20 protein-coding genes and 1 riboswitch are annotated in these 20361 nt (G+C 73.0%); of the genes, 14 read left to right on the top strand and 6 right to left on the bottom strand.

Features of this window, described 5'->3' with window-relative positions:
• Positions 1–49 precede the first annotated feature (49 nt).
• Positions 50–979 (bottom strand): LLM class F420-dependent oxidoreductase, encoded by a 930-nt coding sequence (locus IF04_RS0105020; protein ID WP_030251504.1) that lies wholly within the window; start codon positions 977–979, stop codon positions 50–52.
• Between the two features lie 187 nt (positions 980–1166).
• Here IF04_RS0105020 and IF04_RS0105015 point away from each other — a divergent pair, with 187 nt between their 5' ends.
• Complete coding sequence (locus IF04_RS0105015; protein WP_030251501.1) at positions 1167–1859, top strand: DUF5995 family protein; 693 nt, start codon at positions 1167–1169, stop codon at positions 1857–1859.
• Between the two features lie 265 nt (positions 1860–2124).
• Here the strand turns inward: IF04_RS0105015 and IF04_RS0105010 are convergent, their stop codons facing one another.
• Positions 2125–3531 carry a uracil-xanthine permease family protein gene (locus IF04_RS0105010; protein WP_030251498.1) on the bottom strand — a complete coding sequence of 469 codons (1407 nt, stop codon included), beginning with the start codon at positions 3529–3531 and terminating at the stop codon, positions 2125–2127.
• Between the two features lie 241 nt (positions 3532–3772).
• Here IF04_RS0105010 and IF04_RS0105005 point away from each other — a divergent pair, with 241 nt between their 5' ends.
• Positions 3773–4249 carry an acyl-CoA thioesterase gene (locus IF04_RS0105005; RefSeq protein ID WP_030251495.1) on the top strand — a complete coding sequence of 159 codons (477 nt, stop codon included), beginning with the start codon at positions 3773–3775 and terminating at the stop codon, positions 4247–4249.
• Between the two features lie 57 nt (positions 4250–4306).
• On the opposite strand, the gene IF04_RS0105000 is transcribed toward IF04_RS0105005, so the two are convergent.
• On the bottom strand, positions 4307–5524 hold the full coding sequence (locus IF04_RS0105000; RefSeq protein WP_030251491.1) for an MFS transporter: 1218 nt from the start codon (positions 5522–5524) through the stop codon (positions 4307–4309).
• 88 nt (positions 5525–5612) lie between these two features.
• On the opposite strand from IF04_RS0105000, the gene IF04_RS0104995 reads away from it, so the two are divergent.
• Positions 5613–6848: an ROK family transcriptional regulator gene (locus IF04_RS0104995; RefSeq protein ID WP_037958291.1), complete on the top strand. Its 1236-nt coding sequence runs from the start codon at positions 5613–5615 to the stop codon at positions 6846–6848.
• A 32-nt stretch (positions 6849–6880) separates the two neighbouring features.
• Here the strand turns inward: IF04_RS0104995 and IF04_RS0104990 are convergent, their stop codons facing one another.
• Both IF04_RS0104990 and IF04_RS0104985 read right to left on the bottom strand, forming a co-directional pair.
• Positions 6881–8638 carry an ATP-binding protein gene (locus IF04_RS0104990; RefSeq protein ID WP_051830707.1) on the bottom strand — a complete coding sequence of 586 codons (1758 nt, stop codon included), beginning with the start codon at positions 8636–8638 and terminating at the stop codon, positions 6881–6883.
• Positions 8639–8665: 27 nt separating this feature from the next.
• Complete coding sequence (locus tag IF04_RS0104985; protein ID WP_245654279.1) at positions 8666–9451, bottom strand: response regulator transcription factor; 786 nt, start codon at positions 9449–9451, stop codon at positions 8666–8668.
• A gap of 143 nt (positions 9452–9594) precedes the next feature.
• Between IF04_RS0104985 and IF04_RS0104980 the strand changes: the two genes are divergently transcribed.
• On the top strand, positions 9595–10368 hold the full coding sequence (locus IF04_RS0104980; RefSeq protein ID WP_051830705.1) for a GAF and ANTAR domain-containing protein: 774 nt from the start codon (positions 9595–9597) through the stop codon (positions 10366–10368).
• A 21-nt stretch (positions 10369–10389) separates the two neighbouring features.
• Here IF04_RS0104980 and IF04_RS0104975 read toward each other — a convergent pair whose 3' ends face one another.
• Entirely contained in the window at positions 10390–11202 is an 813-nt protein-coding gene (locus tag IF04_RS0104975) for an SDR family oxidoreductase (RefSeq protein WP_051830703.1), read from the bottom strand.
• Between the two features lie 201 nt (positions 11203–11403).
• Positions 11404–11534, top strand: a riboswitch (FMN riboswitch).
• 180 nt (positions 11535–11714) lie between these two features.
• Between IF04_RS0104975 and ribD the strand changes: the two genes are divergently transcribed.
• The 10 genes from ribD (at position 11715) to IF04_RS0104925 (ending at position 20343) form a co-directional block, all read left to right on the top strand.
• Positions 11715–12791 (top strand): bifunctional diaminohydroxyphosphoribosylaminopyrimidine deaminase/5-amino-6-(5-phosphoribosylamino)uracil reductase RibD, encoded by a 1077-nt coding sequence (gene ribD / locus IF04_RS0104970; protein WP_030251478.1) that lies wholly within the window; start codon positions 11715–11717, stop codon positions 12789–12791.
• A gap of 1 nt (position 12792) precedes the next feature.
• Complete coding sequence (locus IF04_RS0104965) at positions 12793–13401, top strand: riboflavin synthase (protein ID WP_030251475.1); 609 nt, start codon at positions 12793–12795, stop codon at positions 13399–13401.
• The gene (locus tag IF04_RS0104960; RefSeq protein ID WP_030251472.1) at positions 13398–14051 is read left to right on the top strand and encodes a nicotinamide mononucleotide transporter family protein; all 654 of its coding nucleotides are present in this window, start codon (positions 13398–13400) and stop codon (positions 14049–14051) included. The genes IF04_RS0104965 and IF04_RS0104960 overlap by 4 nt, the downstream gene beginning before the upstream one ends.
• A complete protein-coding gene (locus IF04_RS0104955) occupies positions 14048–15340 on the top strand; it encodes a bifunctional 3,4-dihydroxy-2-butanone-4-phosphate synthase/GTP cyclohydrolase II (protein ID WP_030251470.1) in 1293 nt (430 codons plus the stop codon). The genes IF04_RS0104960 and IF04_RS0104955 overlap by 4 nt, the downstream gene beginning before the upstream one ends.
• Positions 15341–15398: 58 nt before the next feature.
• On the top strand, positions 15399–15884 hold the full coding sequence (ribH, locus tag IF04_RS0104950) for a 6,7-dimethyl-8-ribityllumazine synthase (RefSeq protein ID WP_030251467.1): 486 nt from the start codon (positions 15399–15401) through the stop codon (positions 15882–15884).
• Positions 15885–15918: 34 nt separating this feature from the next.
• Positions 15919–16191, top strand: a complete 273-nt coding sequence (locus tag IF04_RS0104945; protein WP_030251465.1) for a phosphoribosyl-ATP diphosphatase — start codon at positions 15919–15921, stop codon at positions 16189–16191.
• Between the two features lie 50 nt (positions 16192–16241).
• Positions 16242–17090 carry an ATP phosphoribosyltransferase gene (gene hisG, locus IF04_RS0104940; protein WP_030251463.1) on the top strand — a complete coding sequence of 283 codons (849 nt, stop codon included), beginning with the start codon at positions 16242–16244 and terminating at the stop codon, positions 17088–17090.
• A 73-nt stretch (positions 17091–17163) separates the two neighbouring features.
• Positions 17164–17613 carry a PH domain-containing protein gene (locus IF04_RS0104935; RefSeq protein ID WP_030251461.1) on the top strand — a complete coding sequence of 150 codons (450 nt, stop codon included), beginning with the start codon at positions 17164–17166 and terminating at the stop codon, positions 17611–17613.
• A 271-nt stretch (positions 17614–17884) separates the two neighbouring features.
• Positions 17885–19240: a hemolysin family protein gene (locus tag IF04_RS0104930; protein ID WP_037958287.1), complete on the top strand. Its 1356-nt coding sequence runs from the start codon at positions 17885–17887 to the stop codon at positions 19238–19240.
• A complete protein-coding gene (locus tag IF04_RS0104925) occupies positions 19237–20343 on the top strand; it encodes a hemolysin family protein (protein ID WP_030251456.1) in 1107 nt (368 codons plus the stop codon). The genes IF04_RS0104930 and IF04_RS0104925 overlap by 4 nt, the downstream gene beginning before the upstream one ends.
• Positions 20344–20361: the final 18 nt, after the last annotated feature.

Genomic DNA, 20361 nt, shown 5'->3' with positions numbered 1-20361 from the left:
CCGCCGGCTCAGCCGCCCGCCCGCCGGCCGCTCGTGCCCCGGCCGTGCGTCATATCCCCGCCGCGCGCGCCGCTTCGTACACCTCCGCCGCCAGGTCCTTCAGCTCCTCCGCGTCCCGGGCCCGGCCCTGCAGGTCGAGCAGGATTTCCTCCAGGCCGACCTCGGCGTGGGCCGCCAGGTCATCGACGATCTGCGCGACGCTGCCCTGGAAGGGGGCGCGGTCCTGACCCTCGTACGCCTTGGGTGTGTGCTGGGTGTTCACCCGCAGGACGTTCTGGAACGGGGCCGTGCGGCCGCGCTCCGCCGCCAGGTCCTGTATCCGCCGCCACTCCTCGGCCAGCTTCCCGGCGCCCATGCCCACCGGCATCCAGCCGTCCGCACGGTCCACCAGGCGGCGCAGCGCCCGCGGGCTGGTGGCGGGCAGCAGCACCGGGATCGGCCGGGCCGGCTTGGGACCGACCACGGACGGGGCGATCGTCGTCAGCTCGCCCTCGTACTCCACCGGGTCCGGGCCCCACACGGCCCGGCACACGTCCAGCAGCTCGTCCAGGACCTCGCCGCGCCGCTCGAACGGGGCCACCGCAGCGGCTGCGTACTCGTCCAGGGACCAGCCCGTGCCGAGCCCGGCGATCACCCGGCCGCCGCTGGCCGCGTCCAGCGAGGCGAGGCTGCGGGCGAGCTGGAAGGGCACGTGCAGCGGGGCGACCAGCACGCTCGTGCCCAGCCGCGCCCGCTCCGTCACCGCGGCGGCCAGCGTCAGCGTCACCAGCGGGTCGGCCACCGAGCGGTACTGATCGGGCCAGGGGAGGCCCGGTATGCCGTACAACCCCTGGGTCGCGGGCTCGGGGAAGAGCACGCGCTCGAAGACCCAGAGGCTTTCGTAACCGGTCTGCTCGGCTGCGCGCGCCACGTCCGGCACGTCGCGCCCGAGGTCGTACTGCCGCATCTGCGGAAGGCTCAGCCCGAGTCGTACAGCCATGTCCGTGCTCCTTCGGATCCGGTTCGCCGGCGGTGTACAAGCGATCAACGCCCGCCGGTCCCGCGGGAGTTCCGGCCGTCGGGGGCGCAATGGCGCGCGACCCCGGCGCGCGCTGATCGTTAGGCCGATCCGGTCACGCGTCGCCGCGCCGTCCCTGCCGGGCCCCCGGCCCTGCCACGCTGACCGCATGACAACGATGCAGCCGACGGGTGCGACGGCAGGCGTGGCGAAGATCGTGGCGCGGATGCGCGCACTGGACGCAACGCTGCCCCCGCGCGACGGCGTCGCGGTGTTCAACCGGGTGTACTTGCAGGTCACCGAGGAGGTCGGGCGGCAGATCGGCGCGGGCGGCTTCCGGGACGCGGACGCGGCCGCCGAGCTGGACGTGCGGTTCGCGCTGCGGTACTTGAGCGCGGTGGACGCCGGCACGGCGGGGCTGCGGCCGCCGGCCTGCTGGCGCCCGCTGTTCCAGCTCCGCTGCCACCCCGGCGTCAAGCCGCTGCAGTTCGCGCTGGCCGGGATCAACGCGCACATCGGGCACGACCTGGCGCTCGCCCTGGTGGACACCTGTCGCGCCCTGGACTGCGAACCGGCCGCGCTGGAGGCCGACTTCGACCGGGTGGGGCGGGTGCTGACCGGCCTGGAGGAGCGGGTGCGCGAGCGGCTGATGCCGGGTCCCGACCTGCTGGACATCGCCGACCCGCTGACCCACCTGGCCGGCTCGTGGAGCCTGGAGGCGGCCCGGGACGGCGCGTGGGCGGCGGCCCGGGTGCTGTGGAGCGTGCGCGGACTGCCGGACGTGGGCGAGGAGTTCGCGCAACGGCTGGACGCGGGCGTCGGCCTGGTCGGCCAGATGCTGCTGACACCCCTGCGGGGCTGACGGCCGGTTCGCCGCCCGCCCCCTTTGGGTAACCCCCTGGTGGGGGCCTCCGGGTGCGCGCCTGTATGCGCGCCGCTCCGCTGGATAAACCCGGCCCCGCCGGATAGCCGACAGCTCCGCTTGGGTAACCCCCAGGTGGGGGCCTCCAGGTCTGCACCCGTATGCGCGCCGCTCAGCGTGTATGCGCAGCGCTCCGCGCACCCGTAGGCACGCCGCTCCGCGCATGCGTTACGGCGCGACGCCGCCCGTCACCCGCCGGCCCGAGCTACGAACCCGCGCCCCCGCCCTTCCCCTCACCCGACTCCTCGTCGTAAGCCGAAGTCCCCTCGTCCAGCAGCGGTTCCTGGGTCTTCAGGTGTGCTGGGGCCAGTGCGCGCAGTACGTGGTAGCCGGAGAGGACGACGATCGTGCCGAGGGCGATGCCGCCCAGTTCGAAGTTGTCGGAGATCTTCAGGCTGACGCCGCCGACGCCGATGATGACGCCCGCGGCCACGGGGACGAGGTTCAGCGGGTTCCGCAGGTCCACCTTGTTGTGGACCCAGATCTGCGCGCCCAGCAGGCCGATCATGCCGTACAGGATGACCGTGATGCCGCCGAGCACTCCGCCCGGGATCGCGGCGACCACCGCGCCGAACTTCGGGCAGAGGCCGAAGAGGAGGGCGAAGCAGGCGGCGGCCCAGTAGGCGGCGGTCGAGTAGACGCGGGTGGCCGCCATGACGCCGATGTTCTCGGAGTACGTGGTGTTGGGCGGGCCGCCGAGCGCGGTCGAGAGCACGGAGGCGGCGCCGTCCGCGGAGATCGCGGTGCCGAGCTTGTCGTCCAGCGGGTCGCCGGTCATCTCGCCGACGGCCTTGACGTGCCCGGCGTTCTCGGCGACCAGCGCGATCACCACCGGCAGCGCGACCAGGATCGCGGACCACTGGAAGCTGGGCCCGTGGAAGGAGGGCAGGCCCACCCAGTCGGCCTGGGCGACGGCCGAGAAGTCCAGGCGCCAATGGTCGGTGACCTTTCCGGCGGCGTTCTGCGAGTGGATCATCCCGAAGGCCAGGTCGAAGAGCCAGGAGACGAGGTACCCGAAGACCAGGCCGAGGAAGATCGCGATGCGTGACCAGAAGCCGCGCAGGCAGACCACGGCCAGCCCGGTGAAGAGCATGGTCAGCAGCGCCACCCACTGGTCCTGCGGCCAGTACGTGCTCGCGGTCACCGGCGCGAGGTTGAAGCCGATCAGCATGACGACGGCGCCGGTGACGACCGGCGGCATCGCCGCGTGGATGATCCGCGCGCCGAACTTCTGGACGGCGAGCCCGATCGCGAAGAGCGCCGCGCCGACCACGAGGACCGCGCCGGTCACCGTGGCGCTCGTACCGCCCTGCGCCCGGATGACCGCCGCGACGCCCACGAAGGAGAGGCTGCAGCCGAGGTACGAGGGCACCCGGCCGCGGGTCGCCAACAGGAAGATCATGGTCGCGACACCGGACATCATGATCGCGAGGTTCGGGTCCAGGCCCATGAGGACCGGGGCCACGAACGAGGCGCCGAACATGGCGACCACATGCTGCGCGCCGAGGCCCGCCGTCCGCGGCCAGGACAGCCGTTCATCGGGTCTGACCACGGCTCCCGGCGCCGGGGTGCGCCCGTCTCCGTGGAGGGTCCAGCGCACGCCGAGGCCCATGAATGCTCCCGTTCTCGTCAAGTGGTCATCAGGTCGCCGACCGGCGGCGACCGGCCAATGTTAGTGCGGGCCGAGTCCGCTTCCTCCGGCTACGGGCGGATTGGCGGCGCATGGTCTAGGTCACTCGGCCCGGCGCGGAAGCAGTCTAAGCGCATGCTTACGATGGGATGGTTCAACTTTTGAACACATCTGTACCGCAACCGCACCTGTCCTTCCGGACCGCACCACCAGGAGTACGACCGTGAGCGCCCCCGCCCCGTATACCGCCGAGACCCTCCCCTTCGGGGAGCTGGTCCCCGTGACGGTCCACTTCGACGACCTCGACGCGCTCGGGATGCTCCACAACTCGCGCTTCCCGCTGCTCGTCGAGCGCGCGTGGGGCGACTACTGGCACGGCCACGGCTTCGGTTACACGGGCGACTGGGCGACCGCCGGCGACATGGCCAACGTCATCAAGGAGATGCGCGTCTCCTACGAGGCGCCGATCACCCGCCCCGGTACCTACGCCGCGCACCTGTGGGTCGAGAAGCTGGGGCGGACCAGCCTCACCTACGGCTTCCGGGTCTGCTCGGCGGACGGCGCCACCACGTACGCGCAGGGGCACCGCATCCTGGTCCGCGTGGACGCCGCGACCCTGCGGCCCACGCCCTGGGCCGACGAGGCCCGCGCGATAGCCCGCAAGCTCGCCCGGCCGGAGGCGCTGCCGGACGCGAGCTGACCGCTACGGAGGCGGGCCGCGGTCACGAGCTGACCGCTGTACGGACGCGGGCCGCGGTCACGAGCCCTTCAGATCGAAGGTCGCCGAGCTCACCGACGCGCGGCGCTCCGGTACGCGGAGCACGCCCGCGCCCACTATCAGTCCCAGCGCCAGCACCGTGACCAGCACGAACGAGCCGGTCAGCGAGGTGGCCTGGGCGATCGAGCCGATCGCGGAGGGTGCGATCAGGCCCGAGGTGTACGTGATCGTCGCGACGCCCGCGATGGCCTGGCTCGGCGCCGGGCCGCTGCGGCCCGCCGCCGCGAACGCCAGCGGCACGACCACCGCGATGCCCAGCCCGATCAGCGCGAAGCCCGCCACCGCCATGACCGGGTGCCGCGCCAGGACGATCAGCAGCCCGCCCGCCGTGGCCAGCACGCCGCTCGCCCGTACCGTACGGACCGCCCCGAAACGGGCCACCACGTGGTCGCCCGCCAGCCGGGCCACCGCCATCGTGCAGGCGAACGCGGTCGTCGAGCCGGCCGCGAGCCCCGCCGACGTGCCCAGCACGTCCCGCAGGTACACCGCCGACCAGTCCAGGCTCGCGCCCTCGGCGAACACCGCGCAGAACCCGACCGCGCCGATGACCAGCGCGGACTTCGGCGGCAGCGCGAACCGCGGCGGCGGGTGCTCGTCCGGGGCGCTGCGCAGGTCCAGTACGCCCTGGCAGAAGACCGCGCCCAGTACGGTCAGCACGCCCGCGGCGAGCGAGAGGTGGACGCGGGCGTCGATGGCGGCGTGCGCCGCGACCGTGCCGGCCGCCGAGCCCAGCAGCGCGCCCACGCTCCACATGCCGTGCAGCCCCGACATGATCGGTTTGTCCAGCCGGTTCTCGATCTCCACGCCGAGCGCGTTCATCGCCACGTCCGACATCCCCGCCGTCGCCCCGTAGATCAGCAACGCGCCGCAGAGCGTGTACAGGTTGGGGGCGAGCGCCGGCAGGGTCAGGGCGAGCGTCCACAGGGCGAGCAGGCCGCGCAGCGCCGTACGGGCGCCGAAGCGGTGGCTGATCCGGCCGGCCAGCGGCATCGCCAGGGACGCGCCGATCGCCGGGAACGCGAGCGCGAGGCCGAGCTGCCCGGCGCTGACGCCGGTGTGCTCCTGGATCCAGGGGACGCGGGTGGCGAAGTTGCCGGTCACCGAGCCGTGTACGAGGAAGACCAGCGCCACCGACCAGCGGGCGCGGCGCAGTTGGCGGGGGAGCGCGGACGGGACGGAACCACCGTTGGCGGGCATGGCCGTCAAACTAGCAGGGACCCTGCCTATTAATCCGCCCATTAATCTCCGATTATTTGCGGCGCGTGCGCTCTGGAAGGATTCCGCCATGCCTGACACCTCCGCGCGCACCGGCCGTACGGCGTCCCGTACCGCGTCGCCGCGCACCGCGCGGGCCATCAACGATCGTATTGCCCTCCAACTGCTTGAATCCGAAGGCCCACTGACGGCCTATCAGCTCAGGGAGCGGACCGGGCTGTCCCGGCCCACGGTGGCCGACCTCGTCGACCGGCTGCGGGCCGCCGGGCTGATCGCGGTCGTCGGCGAGACGGGTGCCGACCGCCGCGGCCCCAACGCCCGGCTCTACGGCATCGTCGCCGACCGCGCCCACCTCGCCGGCATCGACGTCCGCACGCACGGCGTCACCGTCGCCGTCGCCGACCTGCTCGGCACCGTCCGCGCGCAGGAGTCCGTACCGGTCGCCGAGGGCGCGGCCCCGGAGGACGCGGTGGCCGGCGCGTACGCCGCGCTGGACCGGGCGCTGGCGCGCGCCGGCGGGGTCCGTCCGCACACCGTCGCGGTCGGCGCCCCCGGCCTCGTCGACCCCGCCACCGGTCGGCTGACCGGCACCGGAACGCTGCCCTCCTGGCACGGCGCGCTGGTCGCCGGACTGCGCGACCGCCTGGAAGCGCCGCTGCTCCTGGAGAACGAGGTCAACCTCGCGGCCATCGCCGAATGCCGGGACGGCGCGGCCCGGGACCGCGATACCTTCGTCCTCCTGTGGCTGGGCCACGGTGTGGGCGCCGCGGTGTTCCTGGACGGCCGGCTGCGCCGCGGCGCCTCCGGCGGCACGGGCGAGATCGGCTTCCTGCCCGTGCCCGGGGCGCCGTCGCTGCCCACGGCCGCGGGCTGCGACGGCGGCTTCCACGCCCTCGCCGCCTCCCCGGCGATCGTGGAACTGGCCGGGGAGTACGGCTTTGCCCCCGCGCCCACCGAAGCCGGTACGGACGCCCCGCCCGCCGAACACGTCGTCCGCGCGGCCGTGGCCGCCGGACCGGCCGGTGCCGGCTTCCTCGACGCCCTCGCGCGGCGCCTCGCCGTCGGCGTGGCCGCGGTGGCCGCCGTGCTCGACCCCGGCTGCGTCGTGCTCGGCGGCGAGATCGGCCGGGCCGGCGGCGAGCCCCTGGCCACGCGGGTGGCCACGCACGCGGCCCGTATGTCACCTCTGTACACCGAGGTCCGCGCGGGCACGGTGGGCGGCCGCGGCGTCCTCCGCGGTGCTCTGCTCGCGGCGAAGGACGCGGCGCAGGACGACCTCTTCGGCCCGGACGAGGCGGCGCACTGAGCGATGCGTCGCCCGGTCACGGAGCCCCCCGGTCACCGGGCCCCCGGCCACGGAGACGCATCGTCGGCCCACCGGCCCAGCAGGCGGTTCAGCACCGTGAGGGACAGCGGCTTGGCCAGATGGGCGTCGAATCCGGCGTGCGTCGACCGGTCGCGGTCGGCCTGCCCGCTGAAGCCGGAGACGGCGATCAGCCGGGTGCGGTCGGCCGGGAACGCCGCGCGCAGCCGGCCGGCGAGGTCATGACCGTGGATGTCGGGGAGCGCCAGATCGCTCAGGACCAGGTCGAAGGGGGCGGCGTGGGCAGCCGTCAGGCCCTCGCGCCCGGTGTGGCAGACCGTCACACGATCGCCGCACCGCTCCAGCAGGGTGCGGTACGTGGCCGCCAGGTCGGCGTTGTCCTCGACGACCAGCACGCGCAGCGCCGGGCGGCTGACGGCCGCGGCCGGCTCAGCGGACCGGCGGACGGGCGGGAGCGCGGGGGAGGCCAGCGGCAGCCGGATGCGGAAGTGCGCGCCGCTGCCGGGGCCGTCGCTCTGCGCCCGTACGGTACCGCCGTGCAGTTCGGCGATGCCGCGGACGATCGGCAGGCCGAGCCCGAGCCCGCCGGAGGAGGTGTCGGCGGCCGGGGCGGCGCGGACGAAAGCGTCGAAGAGGGCGTCGGCGGTGGCCGGGTCGAACCCGATGCCGTCGTCCCGCACGGTCAGTACCGCGTGGCCGGCCTCCCCGGTGCCGGAGCCGGCCACTGTCTCCAGCTCCAGTTCCACCCTGCCGTTCGGCCGGGTGTACTTGCAGCCGTTGCTGAGCAGATTGGCGGTCATCTGCGCGAGCCGGACCCGGTCCCCCTCGACGGGCACCGGACCGGTCGGCACGACGACCAGCAGCCTGCGCCGCGCCCGGTCGTACTCGGGCAGCATGTCCTCGGCGGCGGTGGTGACCACGGAGCACAGATCGAGCCGCTCGCGGGCCAGGTGCAGCCGGCCGGTCAGCGCCCTGGTCGCGTCCAGCAGGTCGTCCGTCATCCGCACCATGTGCGTGATCTGCCGTTCCAGAACGGCCAGCGCCGGGTGCGCGTCGTCGGGGCCGTCCAGGGCGAGCAGTTCACCGGCTGCCCGGAGCGCGGCCAGGGGGTTGCGCAGTTCGTGCGAGAGGGTGGCGATGAAGCGGTCCTTGGCTTCCTGCTGCTCGCGCAGCGCCGCCCCCGCGGTGGTCAGTGCCTCGTTGGCCTGCCGCAGCCGCTGGTTCGCCTCCTGGACCTCGCGGCTGCGGGCGAACAGTTCGCTCTCCATCCGTTCGGCGCGCTCCTGTTGTGCGGCGGCGGCCCGCCGCTGCCGCTGCCTCGCGCGGCGCAGCCGTACGAACTCGGTGACGTCCTCGACCCGGTGGACGATGTGGGTGAGCCTGCCGGCACCGTCCAGGACGGGGGAGTTGACCGGACTCCAGTACCGCTCCTCGAAGGAGCCGCCCGACCCGGCCGGAATGTCGTAGCGCTGCAGTGCCATGGTGTCGGGCCGTCCGGTGGCCAGCACGGTGCGCAGGGAGTGGGCCAGGTTCCGGACGCCGTCCGCTGCCGGGTTGCCGGGGTTGTCGGGGAAGACCTCGAACACCGGGCGGCCGAGGATGGCCTGCCGCTCGGTGCGGGTGGCCGCCAGGTACGCCCGGTTGACCTCGACGATGCGCAGCTCGGGATCCAGGACCAGGTACGGCGTTGGTGTCGCGTCGAACAGTTGGTGGTAGTCGGGTGCGGCTTCGGGGCGGCGCGCGGGACCGTCTTGGCTCGGGCCTGGGGGCATGGCACTTCACCTCGTCGTGCGGAGGGATCAGGCGTACGGTTCGGTCGCCACGTCCAGGCGGTAGCCGAAGCCGCGCACCGTCGTGATCCGCGGCGCCCCGACACCGGCGGCCATGAGTTTGCGCCGTACGCGGTAGACGTGTTCGGTGACGGTCGCCGGGTCCTGCCAGTCGGCGCCGTCCCACAGCCGGCCCATCAGCTGGCCGGGGGAGAAGGTCTGGCCCGGGGAGGCCGCGAGGAACTCCAGCAACGCGTACTCGCGGGGCGTGAAGGCGATCGGGCCGCCCACGCTGCGCACCTGCCGGGCGCCGGTGTCCACGATGAGGTCGCCCAGCCGGAGGACCGGCCGTCTCCCGGCGCTCCGCCGGTCCCGCGGGGCCGCCGCCCGGCGCAGCACGGCCCGGATGCGGGCGGCCAGTTCCCGCTGCGAGAACGGCTTGACCATGTAGTCGTCGGCGCCCAGCTCCAGTCCGAGTATCCGGTCGGTCTCCTCACCGCGCCCGGTAATGATGATCATCGGCGGGCCGCCGGCGTCGCGCGCACCGCGCAGCAGGTCCAGGCCGTTGCCGTCCGGCAGCCCCAGGTCCAGTACCACCAGATCGACCGGTTCGGTGCGCAGCACCGCCTGCCCCGACCGGGCGTCGGGCGCACTCACCACCGCGAAGCCCTCGCGTTCCAGGTGCGCCCGCGACATGGCGGCGAGGTCGGGTTCGTCCTCGATGAGCGCGATCACCGGCCGTCGTGCGGTCGGCGCGCAGCCCGCGGCGGCGCCGGCGGCGCCGCTGTCCCGGGGAGTTCCGGAAGGTGACGGCAAGGGTGGTCCCGCGAGGATCGACAGAGTTGATACGGCGTTGATCCGGTGTGCAGGAGGTGGCCAGCCGGCCGCGGTATCACTGGAACACCGGACGCTGAAGTGCTGTCCACCGCAGCATCTCACGACGGGGACAAGGGGCCACAGTGAGTTCTTCGTTCGACGAGCACGAACACGCCTTCGCCCGGGCCCTGCTGAACCTGATGCAGGGGCACGCCGGCACCACGCCCGGCGCGCTGCCCCGGCGCTTGGTGGCGCACTGCCTCGCTCTGCTGCCCGTCGATTCCGCGGGTGTCCTGCTCGTCGCCCCCGCGGCGCTCAAGGGCCGGGGGCGTTCCGGCACCGGCCGCGCCATCGAAGTGGCCGCCAGCTCCCACGAGACGCTCCGCCGCGTGGAGGTGTACGAGATCGGCACCGCGCAGGGCCCGTGCATCGAGGCCCTGCGCACCGGCCGCCCGCACCACGTCACGGACTTCACCGCCCACCGCTCCCGCTGGCCCGGACTCGCCCTGCGGGCGACGGCCGCCGGCTACCGGGCCATGTGGGCCGAACCCCTGTGCCACCGCGGCCATGCCGTCGGGGTCATCAACCTCTACCGCCACGCCACCGGGGCGCTGGACCAGCGGGACCAAAGGCGCGCCCGGACCTTGGCCCGGGCGGCCACCACCGGCCTGCTGCAACGGACGCTCGACGACCGCCCGTTACGGAACGGACAGCTCCAGCAGGTCCTCTCGACCCGTATCGCGATCGAACAGGCGAAGGGCATCCTCGCCGGCCGGCTCGCGCTCTCACCGGACGCCGCCTTCGAAGTGCTGCGCATCCATGCGCGCACACAGCGGATGCGCCTGCACGACCTCGCCCGCGTCCTCGTCGACGACCCCACCGGCACCTGGCCGCCGCCGAACGGGCAGCGGCCGTGAACCAGCGGGCGGCCCGGCCCTTCAGCCGCCCGTGGTGTCGCCGCTCCGCACCACCCGTACGCCCGGGATCCGGCCGCCGCGCTCCGCCAGGAAGTCCGTGTAGCGGAGCTTGCCGGTCGCCTGGTCCGGGGCGAGGTTGCCGCCGGCCCGGAGGGCGCGGAACGTCGCGCCGGGGAGGCGCAGCGGGAGCGTGAGGCGGCGGCGCTCGCCCGCGTGCAGGGTGCGGTCGACCAGTTCGCGGGCGGTGAGGATCTCCGGGCCGCCCATGTCCGGGACGTGCCCGGCGGGTTGGCCGTACGCCAGCTCCACCAGCCGCGCGCCGACCTCGCGGACGTCGACGGGCTGGACCCGTACGCCCGCCGGGAACGGCAGTACCGGCGACCGGGCGCCGGCCTTCACCAGCCGCAGCACCAGATCGTGGAACTGCGTCGTGCGCAGCACGGTCCACGGCACGTCCGACTCCGCCAGCAGCCGCTCGACCTCGTGCTTGGTGCGGTAGTAACGCAGGGGCACACGGTCCACGCCGACGATGGAGATATAGACGAGGTGGCCTACGCCCGCCGTCCGCGCCGCGTCCACCAATTGGCCCGCCGCATCCAGGTCGCCGCCGGACGGCGTCGAGGCGCAGTGCACGATCACCTCCACGCCGGACATCGCGGCGGCGAGCCCGACGCCGTTGCGCAGATCGACGGCGTACGAGTGCAGCCGCGGGTTTTCCGTGCGGGTGTGCGGCCGGCGGCTGAGCACCCGCACGGTGTGCCCGTCGGCGAGCAGCCGGTCCACCACCACCCGCCCGAGGGTCCCCGTGCCGCCGGTCACCAGAAACGTCGTCATCGCCCGCTCCTCCCGGAGACTGTCCTGTCATGCGACCGCGCGCCGGGCGCGGTCTGTCACCGTAAGAACTCCCCGGGAACGCGCGGAGAACTCCCGGGGCCGGTGCGTGCATGCCCCGCCACCCAGTGTGAGTCAGCCCACAGGCACGCGCCCGCATGGCAGACGATCAGACGTGGCAGACTGGAGGGGTACTGATATACGCAGCGCACTCCGGGGTCGGTGAAAGTCCGAACCGGCGGTTACAGTCCGCGACCCGTCCGCAGCCAGCGGCCGGTTGAGCAGGTGAAATTCCTGCACCGACGGTTAAAGTCCGGATGGGAGGCAGTGCGCGGCGGGCGAGCAGCATCGGTGCACCGCCGTCGGCGGTCCCGTCCGGAGCGACGGGATCCTCTGTCCGGCCCGGTGTGCGTGTTGTTCCGTACCGCTTCTGTCGCTCGCGACAGCCCCGGAGTCCGTGCCTGAAGAGGCAGGAGGACCCGGTGGCCGCGACAGCCCCCGCTGAGACCACGGCGATGCGCCGAGCCATCGAGCTCGCAGCCCGCGGCCTCGGGCACACCAGCCCCAATCCCGCCGTCGGCTGCGTCGTCCTCGACGCGTCCGGACAGCTGGTCGGGGAGGGCTGGCACCAACGGGCCGGCGGCCCGCACGCGGAGGTCCACGCCCTGGAAGCGGCCGGTGAGCGGGCCCGCGGCGGTACCGCGCTGGTCACTCTGGAGCCCTGCAACCACACCGGCCGTACCGGCCCCTGCGCCCAGGCCCTCATCGACGCCGGGATCGCCCGCGTCGTCTACGCCGTACCGGACCCGAACCCCACCGCGACCGGCGGCGCCGGCACGCTCCGCGCGGCCGGCGTCGATGTCGAGGGCGGGCTGCTGGCCGACGAGGCCGCCGCCGGGAACGAGGCCTGGCTGACCTCCGTACTGCGCCGCCGCCCCTTCGTGCTGTGGAAGTACGCGGCCACGCTGGACGGCCGGATCGCGGCCGCCGACGGCACCAGCCAGTGGATCACCTCGCCGCAGTCCCGGGCCGACGTGCACCGGCTGCGCGCCCTGGCCGACGCCGTGATCGTCGGCTCCGGGACCGCTCGCGCGGACGACCCGCAGCTCGGCGCGCGGCTGCCGGACACCGAGGTCACCCAGCCGCTGCGGGTCGTCGTCGACTCCTCCGCCACGGCCGTGAAGCCCGGCGCCCGGATCCTGGACGGTACGGGCCCGACCCTGATCGCGGTCGCCGAGGACGCCGACGCGACCCACCTCGAAGGGCTCGCGCCCATCGTCCGGCTGCCGCGCGCCGCCGACGGCCCGGGCCTGGACGTACCGGCCCTGCTCGGCGCGCTGTACGAGCGCGGCGTCCGCTCCGTGCTGCTGGAAGGCGGCCCGACCCTCGCCGGGTCCTTCGTCGCGGCCCGCGCCGTCGACAAGGTCGTCGGCTATCTCGCCCCCACGCTGCTCGGCGCCGGCCCGGCCGCGCTGGGCGACGCCGGAATCACCACCATCGCCCGGGCGTTGCGCCTCGACGTGACCGATACCGAACGGCTCGGCCCCGACCTGCGCATCACCGCCACCCCCGCCCTCCACGAGGAGAACTGAAGTGTTCACCGGAATCGTCGAAGAACTGGGTGAGGTCGTCTCCGTCGAGGAGCTGACCGATGCCTCCCGCTTCCGACTGCGCGGCCCGCTCGTCACCGACGGCGCGAAGCACGGCGACTCCATCGCGGTCAACGGTGTGTGTCTGACCGTCGTGGAGACGGAGAACGGTGAATTCACCGCCGATGTGATGGCCGAGACGCTGAAGCGGTCCAGCCTGGGCGCGCTGGAGAAGGGCTCCCGGGTCAACCTGGAACGCCCGATGGCGCTCGGCGGCCGCCTGGGTGGCCACCTCGTACAGGGGCATGTGGACGGCACGGGCACGATCGCCGAGCGCACCCCCGGCGAGCACTGGGAGATCGTGAAGATCGCGCTCCCGGACGGCATGGCCCGCTACGTCGTCGAGAAGGGCTCCATCACCGTCGACGGCGTCAGCCTCACCGTCGTCGAGGCCGGGGACGACTACTTCACCATCAGCCTCATCCCGACCACCCTGGACCTCACCACGCTCGGCATCAAGCAGGTCGGCGACCCGGTGAACCTGGAGGTCGACGTCCTCGCCAAGTACGTCGAGCGGCTGCTCGGCCACGATGGTGCGGGGGCCGCGCGATGAGCGGGCTGACCTGGCTGAACGGTGAGGCGTTCACCGTCTTCGGTCAGCACGTCATCTGGTCCGACATGATCGGCAACACCGTCGGCCTGATAGCCCTGGCCCTCGGCTGGCGGCGGTCCATATGGACCTGGCCCGCGCAGTTCCTCTCCGGCGTCATCCTCGTCGCCGCCTACGCCTCCGCGCACCTCGCCGGCGGCGTCGGCAAGCAGCTCCTGGTCATCGTCGTCGCGCTGTGGGGATGGCGGCAGTGGCAGCTCGGCCGGCAGCAGGCGCAGGACGGCACGATCGCCGTCCGCTTCGCCTCCTGGCGCGAGCGCGGCACCCTGATCGCGGGCACCGTCGTCGGCACCCTCGCCGTCGGCTTCCTCTTCACCCAGATCCCCCAGCTGTCCTGGAACCCCTGGCCGGACGCCTACATCTTCGTCGGCACGCTCGCCGCGATGGTGGCCCAGGCCCGCGGCCTGGTGGAGTTCTGGTTCGGCTGGCTGCTGGTCGACGTGGTCGGCGTCCCGCTGGCCTTCAGCAGCGGCCTGGCCTTCTCGGGCCTGGTCTACGTCGTCTACTTCGGTCTCGTCCTGTGGGGCCTGCGCGACTGGTGGCTGCGCTCCCGTACGAGTACGCAGCCCGTCCTGGAAGGAGCGGCGGCATGACCGCACAGCAGAACTGGTACGAAGGTCCCGACGCGATCGACCTCACGCTCGACCCCGTCGAGCGGGCCATCGCGGACATCGCCGCCGGCCGCCCCGTCGTGGTCGTCGACGACGAGAGCCGGGAGAACGAGGGCGACCTCGTCCTCGCCGCCGAGAAGGCGACCCCCGAGATCATCGCGTTCATGATGAGCGAGTGCCGCGGCCTGATCTGCGCGCCCATGGAGGGCCCGGAGCTGGACCGGCTCGAACTCCCGCAGATGGTCCAGAACAACACCGAGTCGATGCAGACGGCCTTCACCGTCTCCGTGGACGCCACCGCCGAGCACGGCGTGTCCACCGGCATCTCCGCCGCCGACCGCGCCACCACGCTGCGCCTGCTGGCCTCCGGCGAGTCCGCCCCCGGCGACTTCGTCCGCCCGGGCCACATCTTCCCGCTGCGCGCCAAGCCCGGCGGCGTGCTCGTCCGCAACGGCCACACCGAGGCCGGCGTGGACCTCGCCCGGCTCGCCGGGCTGCGCCCCGCCGCCGCGATCGTGGAGATCGCCGGCGAGGACGGCACCATGCTGCGGCTGCCCGAGCTGATCCCGTTCGCCCGCAAGCACGGCCTCGCGATCATCTCCATCGAGGACCTGATCGCGTACCGGCGCAGCGCGGAGCCGACCGTCCGCCGCGAGGCCACCACCCGGCTGCCCACCGCGTTCGGCGACTTCACCGCGCACGGCTACCGCTCCACCGTCGACGGCGTCGAGCACATCGCGCTGGTCGCGGGCGACCTCGGTGACGGCGAGGACGTCCTGGTCCGGGTCCACTCCGAGTGCCTGACCGGCGACATCTTCCACTCGCTGCGCTGCGACTGCGGCCCGCAGCTGGAGGAGTCGCTGCGCCGGGTCAGCGAGGCGGGCCGCGGCGTGGTGATCTACCTGCGCGGCCACGAGGGACGCGGCATCGGACTGCTGTCCAAGCTGCGCGCCTACGAGCTCCAGGAGCGCGGCCGCGACACCCTGGACGCCAACCTGGAGCTGGGCCTGCCCGCCGACGCCCGGGACTACGCGGCCGGCGCGCAGATCCTCAACGACCTGGGGGTGCGCTCGCTGCGCCTGCTGACCAACAACCCCGAGAAGACCGCGGCCCTGGTCGAGCACGGCCTGCACGTCACCGGCCGGGAGCCGATGCCGGTCCAGGCCGGCGAGCACAACCTGCGGTACCTGCGTACCAAGCGCGACCGCATGGGGCACGACCTGCCGTGGCTGGACCCGGCGGAGCGCGCCTCGGCGTGCAACACCCAGTAGGACCACCCCGTACCCCCGACGTACCCCGACAACATCAGCAAGCAGCACGAGGAGCAACGTGAGCGGCAAGGGCGCACCCGAACTGTCCGTGAAGAACTGTGGCGACCTCCGGGTGGCGGTCATCGCGGCCCAGTGGCACACCGAGGTCATGGACGGCCTGGTGAACGGCGCACTGCGCGCGCTGACCGAGCTGGGCATCGACGAGCCGACCCTGCTGCGCGTCCCGGGCAGCTTCGAGCTCCCGGTCGTCGCCAAGGTGCTCGCGGGTCGCGGGTACGACGCGGTGGTCGCGCTCGGCGTGGTCATCCGCGGCGGCACCCCGCACTTCGAGTACGTCTGCCAGGGCGTCACCCAGGGCCTGACCCAGGTCTCCATCGAGACCGGCGTGCCCATCGGCTTCGGCGTGCTGACCTGCGACGACGAGCAGCAGGCGCTGGACCGTGCGGGCCTCGAGGGCTCCAAGGAGGACAAGGGCCACGAGGCGGTCACCGCCGCCGTCGCCACGGCCGCCACGCTCCGTTCAGTATCCGAACCCTGGCGCTGAGCCGGGGCGGGCGACCGCTAGGGTGGGTATCACCATGTCCAAGAAGACGTTCGAGGAGCTCTTCGCCGAGCTCCAGCAGAAGGCCGCCACCGGCGACCCCGCCACCTCCCGCACCGCCGAGCTGGTCCAGTCCGGCGTCCATGCGATCGGCAAGAAGGTCGTCGAAGAGGCCGCCGAGGTGTGGATGGCCGCGGAGTACGAATCCCACGACGCCGCCGCCGAGGAGATCTCGCAGCTCCTCTACCACCTTCAGGTGATGATGGTCGCCAAGGGCATCAGCCTTGACGACGTCTACGCCCACCTCTGATCCGCATCACACCGCTCACCATTTCTCCCTCGTACAAAGGAAGCCCACTCATGCTGCGCATCGCCGTCCCCAACAAGGGTTCACTGTCCGAGCCTGCGTCGGCGATGCTCCATGAGGCCGGCTACCGCCAGCGCAAGGACCGCAGGGAGCTGGTCCTGGTCGACGCCGAGAACGAGGTCGAGTTCTTCTTCCTGCGCCCCCGCGACATCGCGGTCTACGTCGGCTCCGGCAAGCTCGACATCGGCATCACCGGCCGTGACCTGCTGCTGGACTCCGGCTCGGACGCCGAGGAGATCATGCAGCTCGGCTTCGCCGGCTCGACGTTCCGCTACGCCACCCGCCCGGGCACGGCCAAGGACGTCAAGGAGTTCGGCGGCATGACCGTCGCGACCTCCTTCTCCGGGCTGGTCCGGCAGCACCTCGCCGACAACGGCGTGGACGCCTCCGTCGTGCACCTCGACGGCGCGGTGGAGACCGCCATCCAGCTCGGCGTCGCCGAGATCATCGCGGATGTGGTCGAGACCGGTACGACGCTGCGCAACGCCGGCCTGGAGATCATCGGCGAGCCGATCCTGAAGTCCGAGGCCGTCGTCATCCGCCGCGAGGGCGCCCCCGCCGACGACCCGAAGGTGCAGCAGTTCCTCCGCCGCATGCAGGGCGTCCTGGTGGCCCGCCGGTACGTGATGATGGACTACGACATCCGCGTCGAGCACGTCGAGAAGGCCGTCGCGCTCACCCCGGGCCTGGAGTCGCCGACCGTCTCCCCGCTGCACCACGAAGGCTGGGTCGCGGTCCGCTCGATGGTCCCCTCCAAGGACGCCCAGCGCATCATGGACGAGCTGTACGCCCTCGGTGCCCGCGCGATCCTGACGACCGGCATCCACGCCTGCCGCCTCTGAACCCCGTACGGCCGGGCCGTACGTCTCTTTACGTACGGCCCGGTCGGCCACCCTCGCCACGGAAGACGACGACGTGTCCGCGCCTCTGCCCGACCTCCCGGTGACCTTCCGGCCCGCCCGCACCCGTGCCGTCCTGTACGCCGTCGGCATCGCCCAGCTCGTGGCCCTCACGGTCGTCGCGTTCCTGCTGCCCGCCCTCAGCGGCGGCGAGCGGATCAGCTTCGTGTTCACCGGACTGCTCGTACTGGCCGTCCTGCTGCTGCTCGCGCGGCCCAAGGTCGTCGCCACCGGGCACGGCATCACCGTCGTCAACCTCACGACCAAGCGCGAGCTGGCCTGGGCCGAAGTCCTGCGGGTGAACCTCCGCGCCGGCGACGCCTGGGTTCATCTCGACCTCGCCGACGGCACCAGCCTGCCCGCCATGGGCATCCAGCCCGGCATCGCCAAGGAACAGGCCGTCCAGGACGCCCGTACGCTGCGGGCCCTGACCGAGGCGCACGGCACCGACAGCCACGACCGCTGACCGGACGGGCCCGCACCGTCCGGTCCGTTTCGACCCGGCCGGGCCGCGCCGTGCGGCGTACCGCACGTCCGTCGGCTCTCCCCTCGCCGCGCCCGGCCTGATTACTCTGTACCCCCGGGGCCGCGCCGTGCCCCGCCCCCTTCGCGGGGACCCTGCGACCCGAGGAGTGACTCCTTCCAGCAATGGACGGATCGTCCTGTAGTACCTGCGCCGCCCCTCCCGGACACCGCCCGCAGACCGCGGATGTCCCTCGCACCACGGAGGCGGCGGCATGACAGTCCCCCTGCTGCTGCTCGCCGCGGCCTTTGTGCTGATCCTGGCGAACGGCTTTTTCGTGGCCGCGGAGTTCGGCCTCGTCACCGTGGAGAAGGCGGCCGCCGAGCGGGCCGCCGAGGCCGGTGACCGCCGCGCCCGTACGGTCGTCACCGCGCTGCGCGAGCTGTCCTTCCAGCTCTCCGGCACCCAACTGGGCATCACCATCACCTCGCTGGTGGTCGGCATGCTCGCCGAGCCCGCCCTCGCCGAGCTGCTCGGCGGGCCGCTGGCGGCCACCGGGCTGCCCGCCGGCGCGGTGCCCGGCATCGCCGTGGTCATCGGCATGCTGGCGGCCTCCGCCGTCCAGATGGTGATCGGCGAGCTGGTCCCGAAGAACTGGGCGGTCTCCAAGCCGCTCACCGTCGCCCGCTTCGTCGCCGGCCCGCAGAACGCCTTCTCGCGCTTCTTCCGCCCGGTGATCTCGCTGCTCAACACCGTGGCCAACCGTCTCGTACGGGCCCTCGGCGTCGAGCCCACCGACGAGCTGGCCTCCGCCCGCACCCCCGGCGAACTGGTCTCGCTGGCCCGGCACTCCGCGCAGGCCGGCGCCATCGAGCAGGACACCGCCGACCTGTTCGTCCGCACCCTCGCCCTCGGCGAGCTGACCGCGGAGAACGTGATGACCCCGCGGGTCCGGGTCTCCGCGCTGCAGTCCTCCGCGACCGCCGAGGACGTACTGAACCTCACCCGCGCCACGGGCCTCTCCCGCTTCCCCGTCTACCACACCCGGATCGACGAGGTCGTGGGCATGGTCCACCTCAAGGACGCGCTGGCCGTACCCGCGGACGAACGGCTGCGCACCCCTGTCGGCCGGATAGCGGTCGCCCCGCTGCTGGTCCCGGAGTCGCTGCCCGTCCAGCCGCTGCTGGAGCGGCTGCGCAGCGAGCAGCCGATAGCCGTGGTCGTCGACGAGTACGGCGGCACGGCCGGCGTGGTGACCCTGGAGGACATCATCGAGGAGCTGGTCGGCGAGGTCCGCGACGAGCACGACCACGCCGACCTGCCGGAACTGGTGCTCGCGCCCGCCGAGGACGGCCACCCCGCCTGGGACGCCGACGGCGGCTGCCGCGTCGACACGCTCCGCCGCATCGGGCTGAGCGCGCCGGACGGCCCGTACGAGACGGTGGCCGGACTGGTCGCCCACGTACTCGGCCGGATCCCCGCCTCCGGGGACATCGCCGAGCTGGACGGCTGGCGGCTGCGGGTGCGGCTGGTCGACCACCACCGTGCCGACCGGGTGCGCCTGATACGGACCGGGGCGCCGCAGGGCGTCGCCGCCGCGCAGGCTGGCGAGCGGGCAGGTGTCCGATGAGCGTGCTGCAACTGTTCTTCGCCGCCCTGCTCGTGCTCGCCAACGGCTTCTTCGTCGGCGCGGAGTTCGCGCTGGTCTCCGTACGCCGCAGCCAGATCGAGCCGCTCGCCTCCGAGGGCTCGAAGCGGGCGAAGCGGGTGCTGTACGGGCTGGAGAACCTCCCGCAGATGATGGCCGCCGCGCAGTTCGGCATCACCGTCTGCTCGCTGACGCTGGGCGCGGTCGCCGAGCCGACCGTGGCCCATCTCCTGGAGCCGGTCTTCCATGCCGTCCACCTCCCCGAAGCGCTGATCCACCCGCTGGGTTACGCCATCGCCCTGGCCCTCGTGGTCTTCCTCCACCTGGTCATCGGCGAGATGGTGCCGAAGAACCTCGCGATGGCCGCGCCGGAGAAGACCGCCCTGTGGTTCAGCCCGGGCCTGGTCGTCTTCGCCCGGATGTGCCGGCCGGTCACCGCGCTGCTGGGGGCCTGCTCGCGGGGCATCCTGCGGCTCTTCCGCGTGGAGCCCAAGGACGAGGTCGAGGCGGTGTTCACCACCGAGCAGCTCACCCACCTCGTGGCGGACGCGGGGCAGGCCGGGCTGCTGGACCCGGGGGAGCAGGAACGCCTCTCCGACGCCCTGGAGCTGGGCCGCCGCCCGGTCACCGACGTACTGATCGACCGCGCGGCCCTGGTCACCGTCGACCCGTCCGTCACGCCCCGGCAGGTCGAGGAGCTGACCGTGAAGACGGGCTTCTCGCGCTTCCCGGTGTCCGCGCCGGGCAGTGCGTACATGGGCTATCTGCACGTCAAGGACGTACTGGACCTGGAAGAGCGGGACCGCGCGGTGCCGCAGCACATCTGGCACCCGATGACCACGCTGCGCGCCGAACTCCCGCTGGACGACGCGCTCACCGCGATGCGCCGGGCCGCCTCGCACCTCGCGGCGGTCTCCGACGGCGCGGGCCGGGTGCTCGGCCTGGTCGCGCTGGAGGACGTACTGGAGAAGCTGGTCGGTGAGGTACGCGATCCCGCCCACCGCGGGGAGATCGCACCGGCGCACATCGCCGAGCCGCGCGGGGCCGGGGATCTCCAGGCGGGGAACCGGGCGATGGCGGGCTGACTGCCTTTATGGGAGAGC

The sequence above is a fragment of the Streptomyces violens genome (genome assembly GCF_000717745.1).
Classification (GTDB): Bacteria; Actinomycetota; Actinomycetes; order Streptomycetales; family Streptomycetaceae; genus Streptomyces; species Streptomyces violens.
Note: the sequence above shows the minus strand (reverse complement) of the source record. Positions and strands in the feature narration are given on the sequence as shown.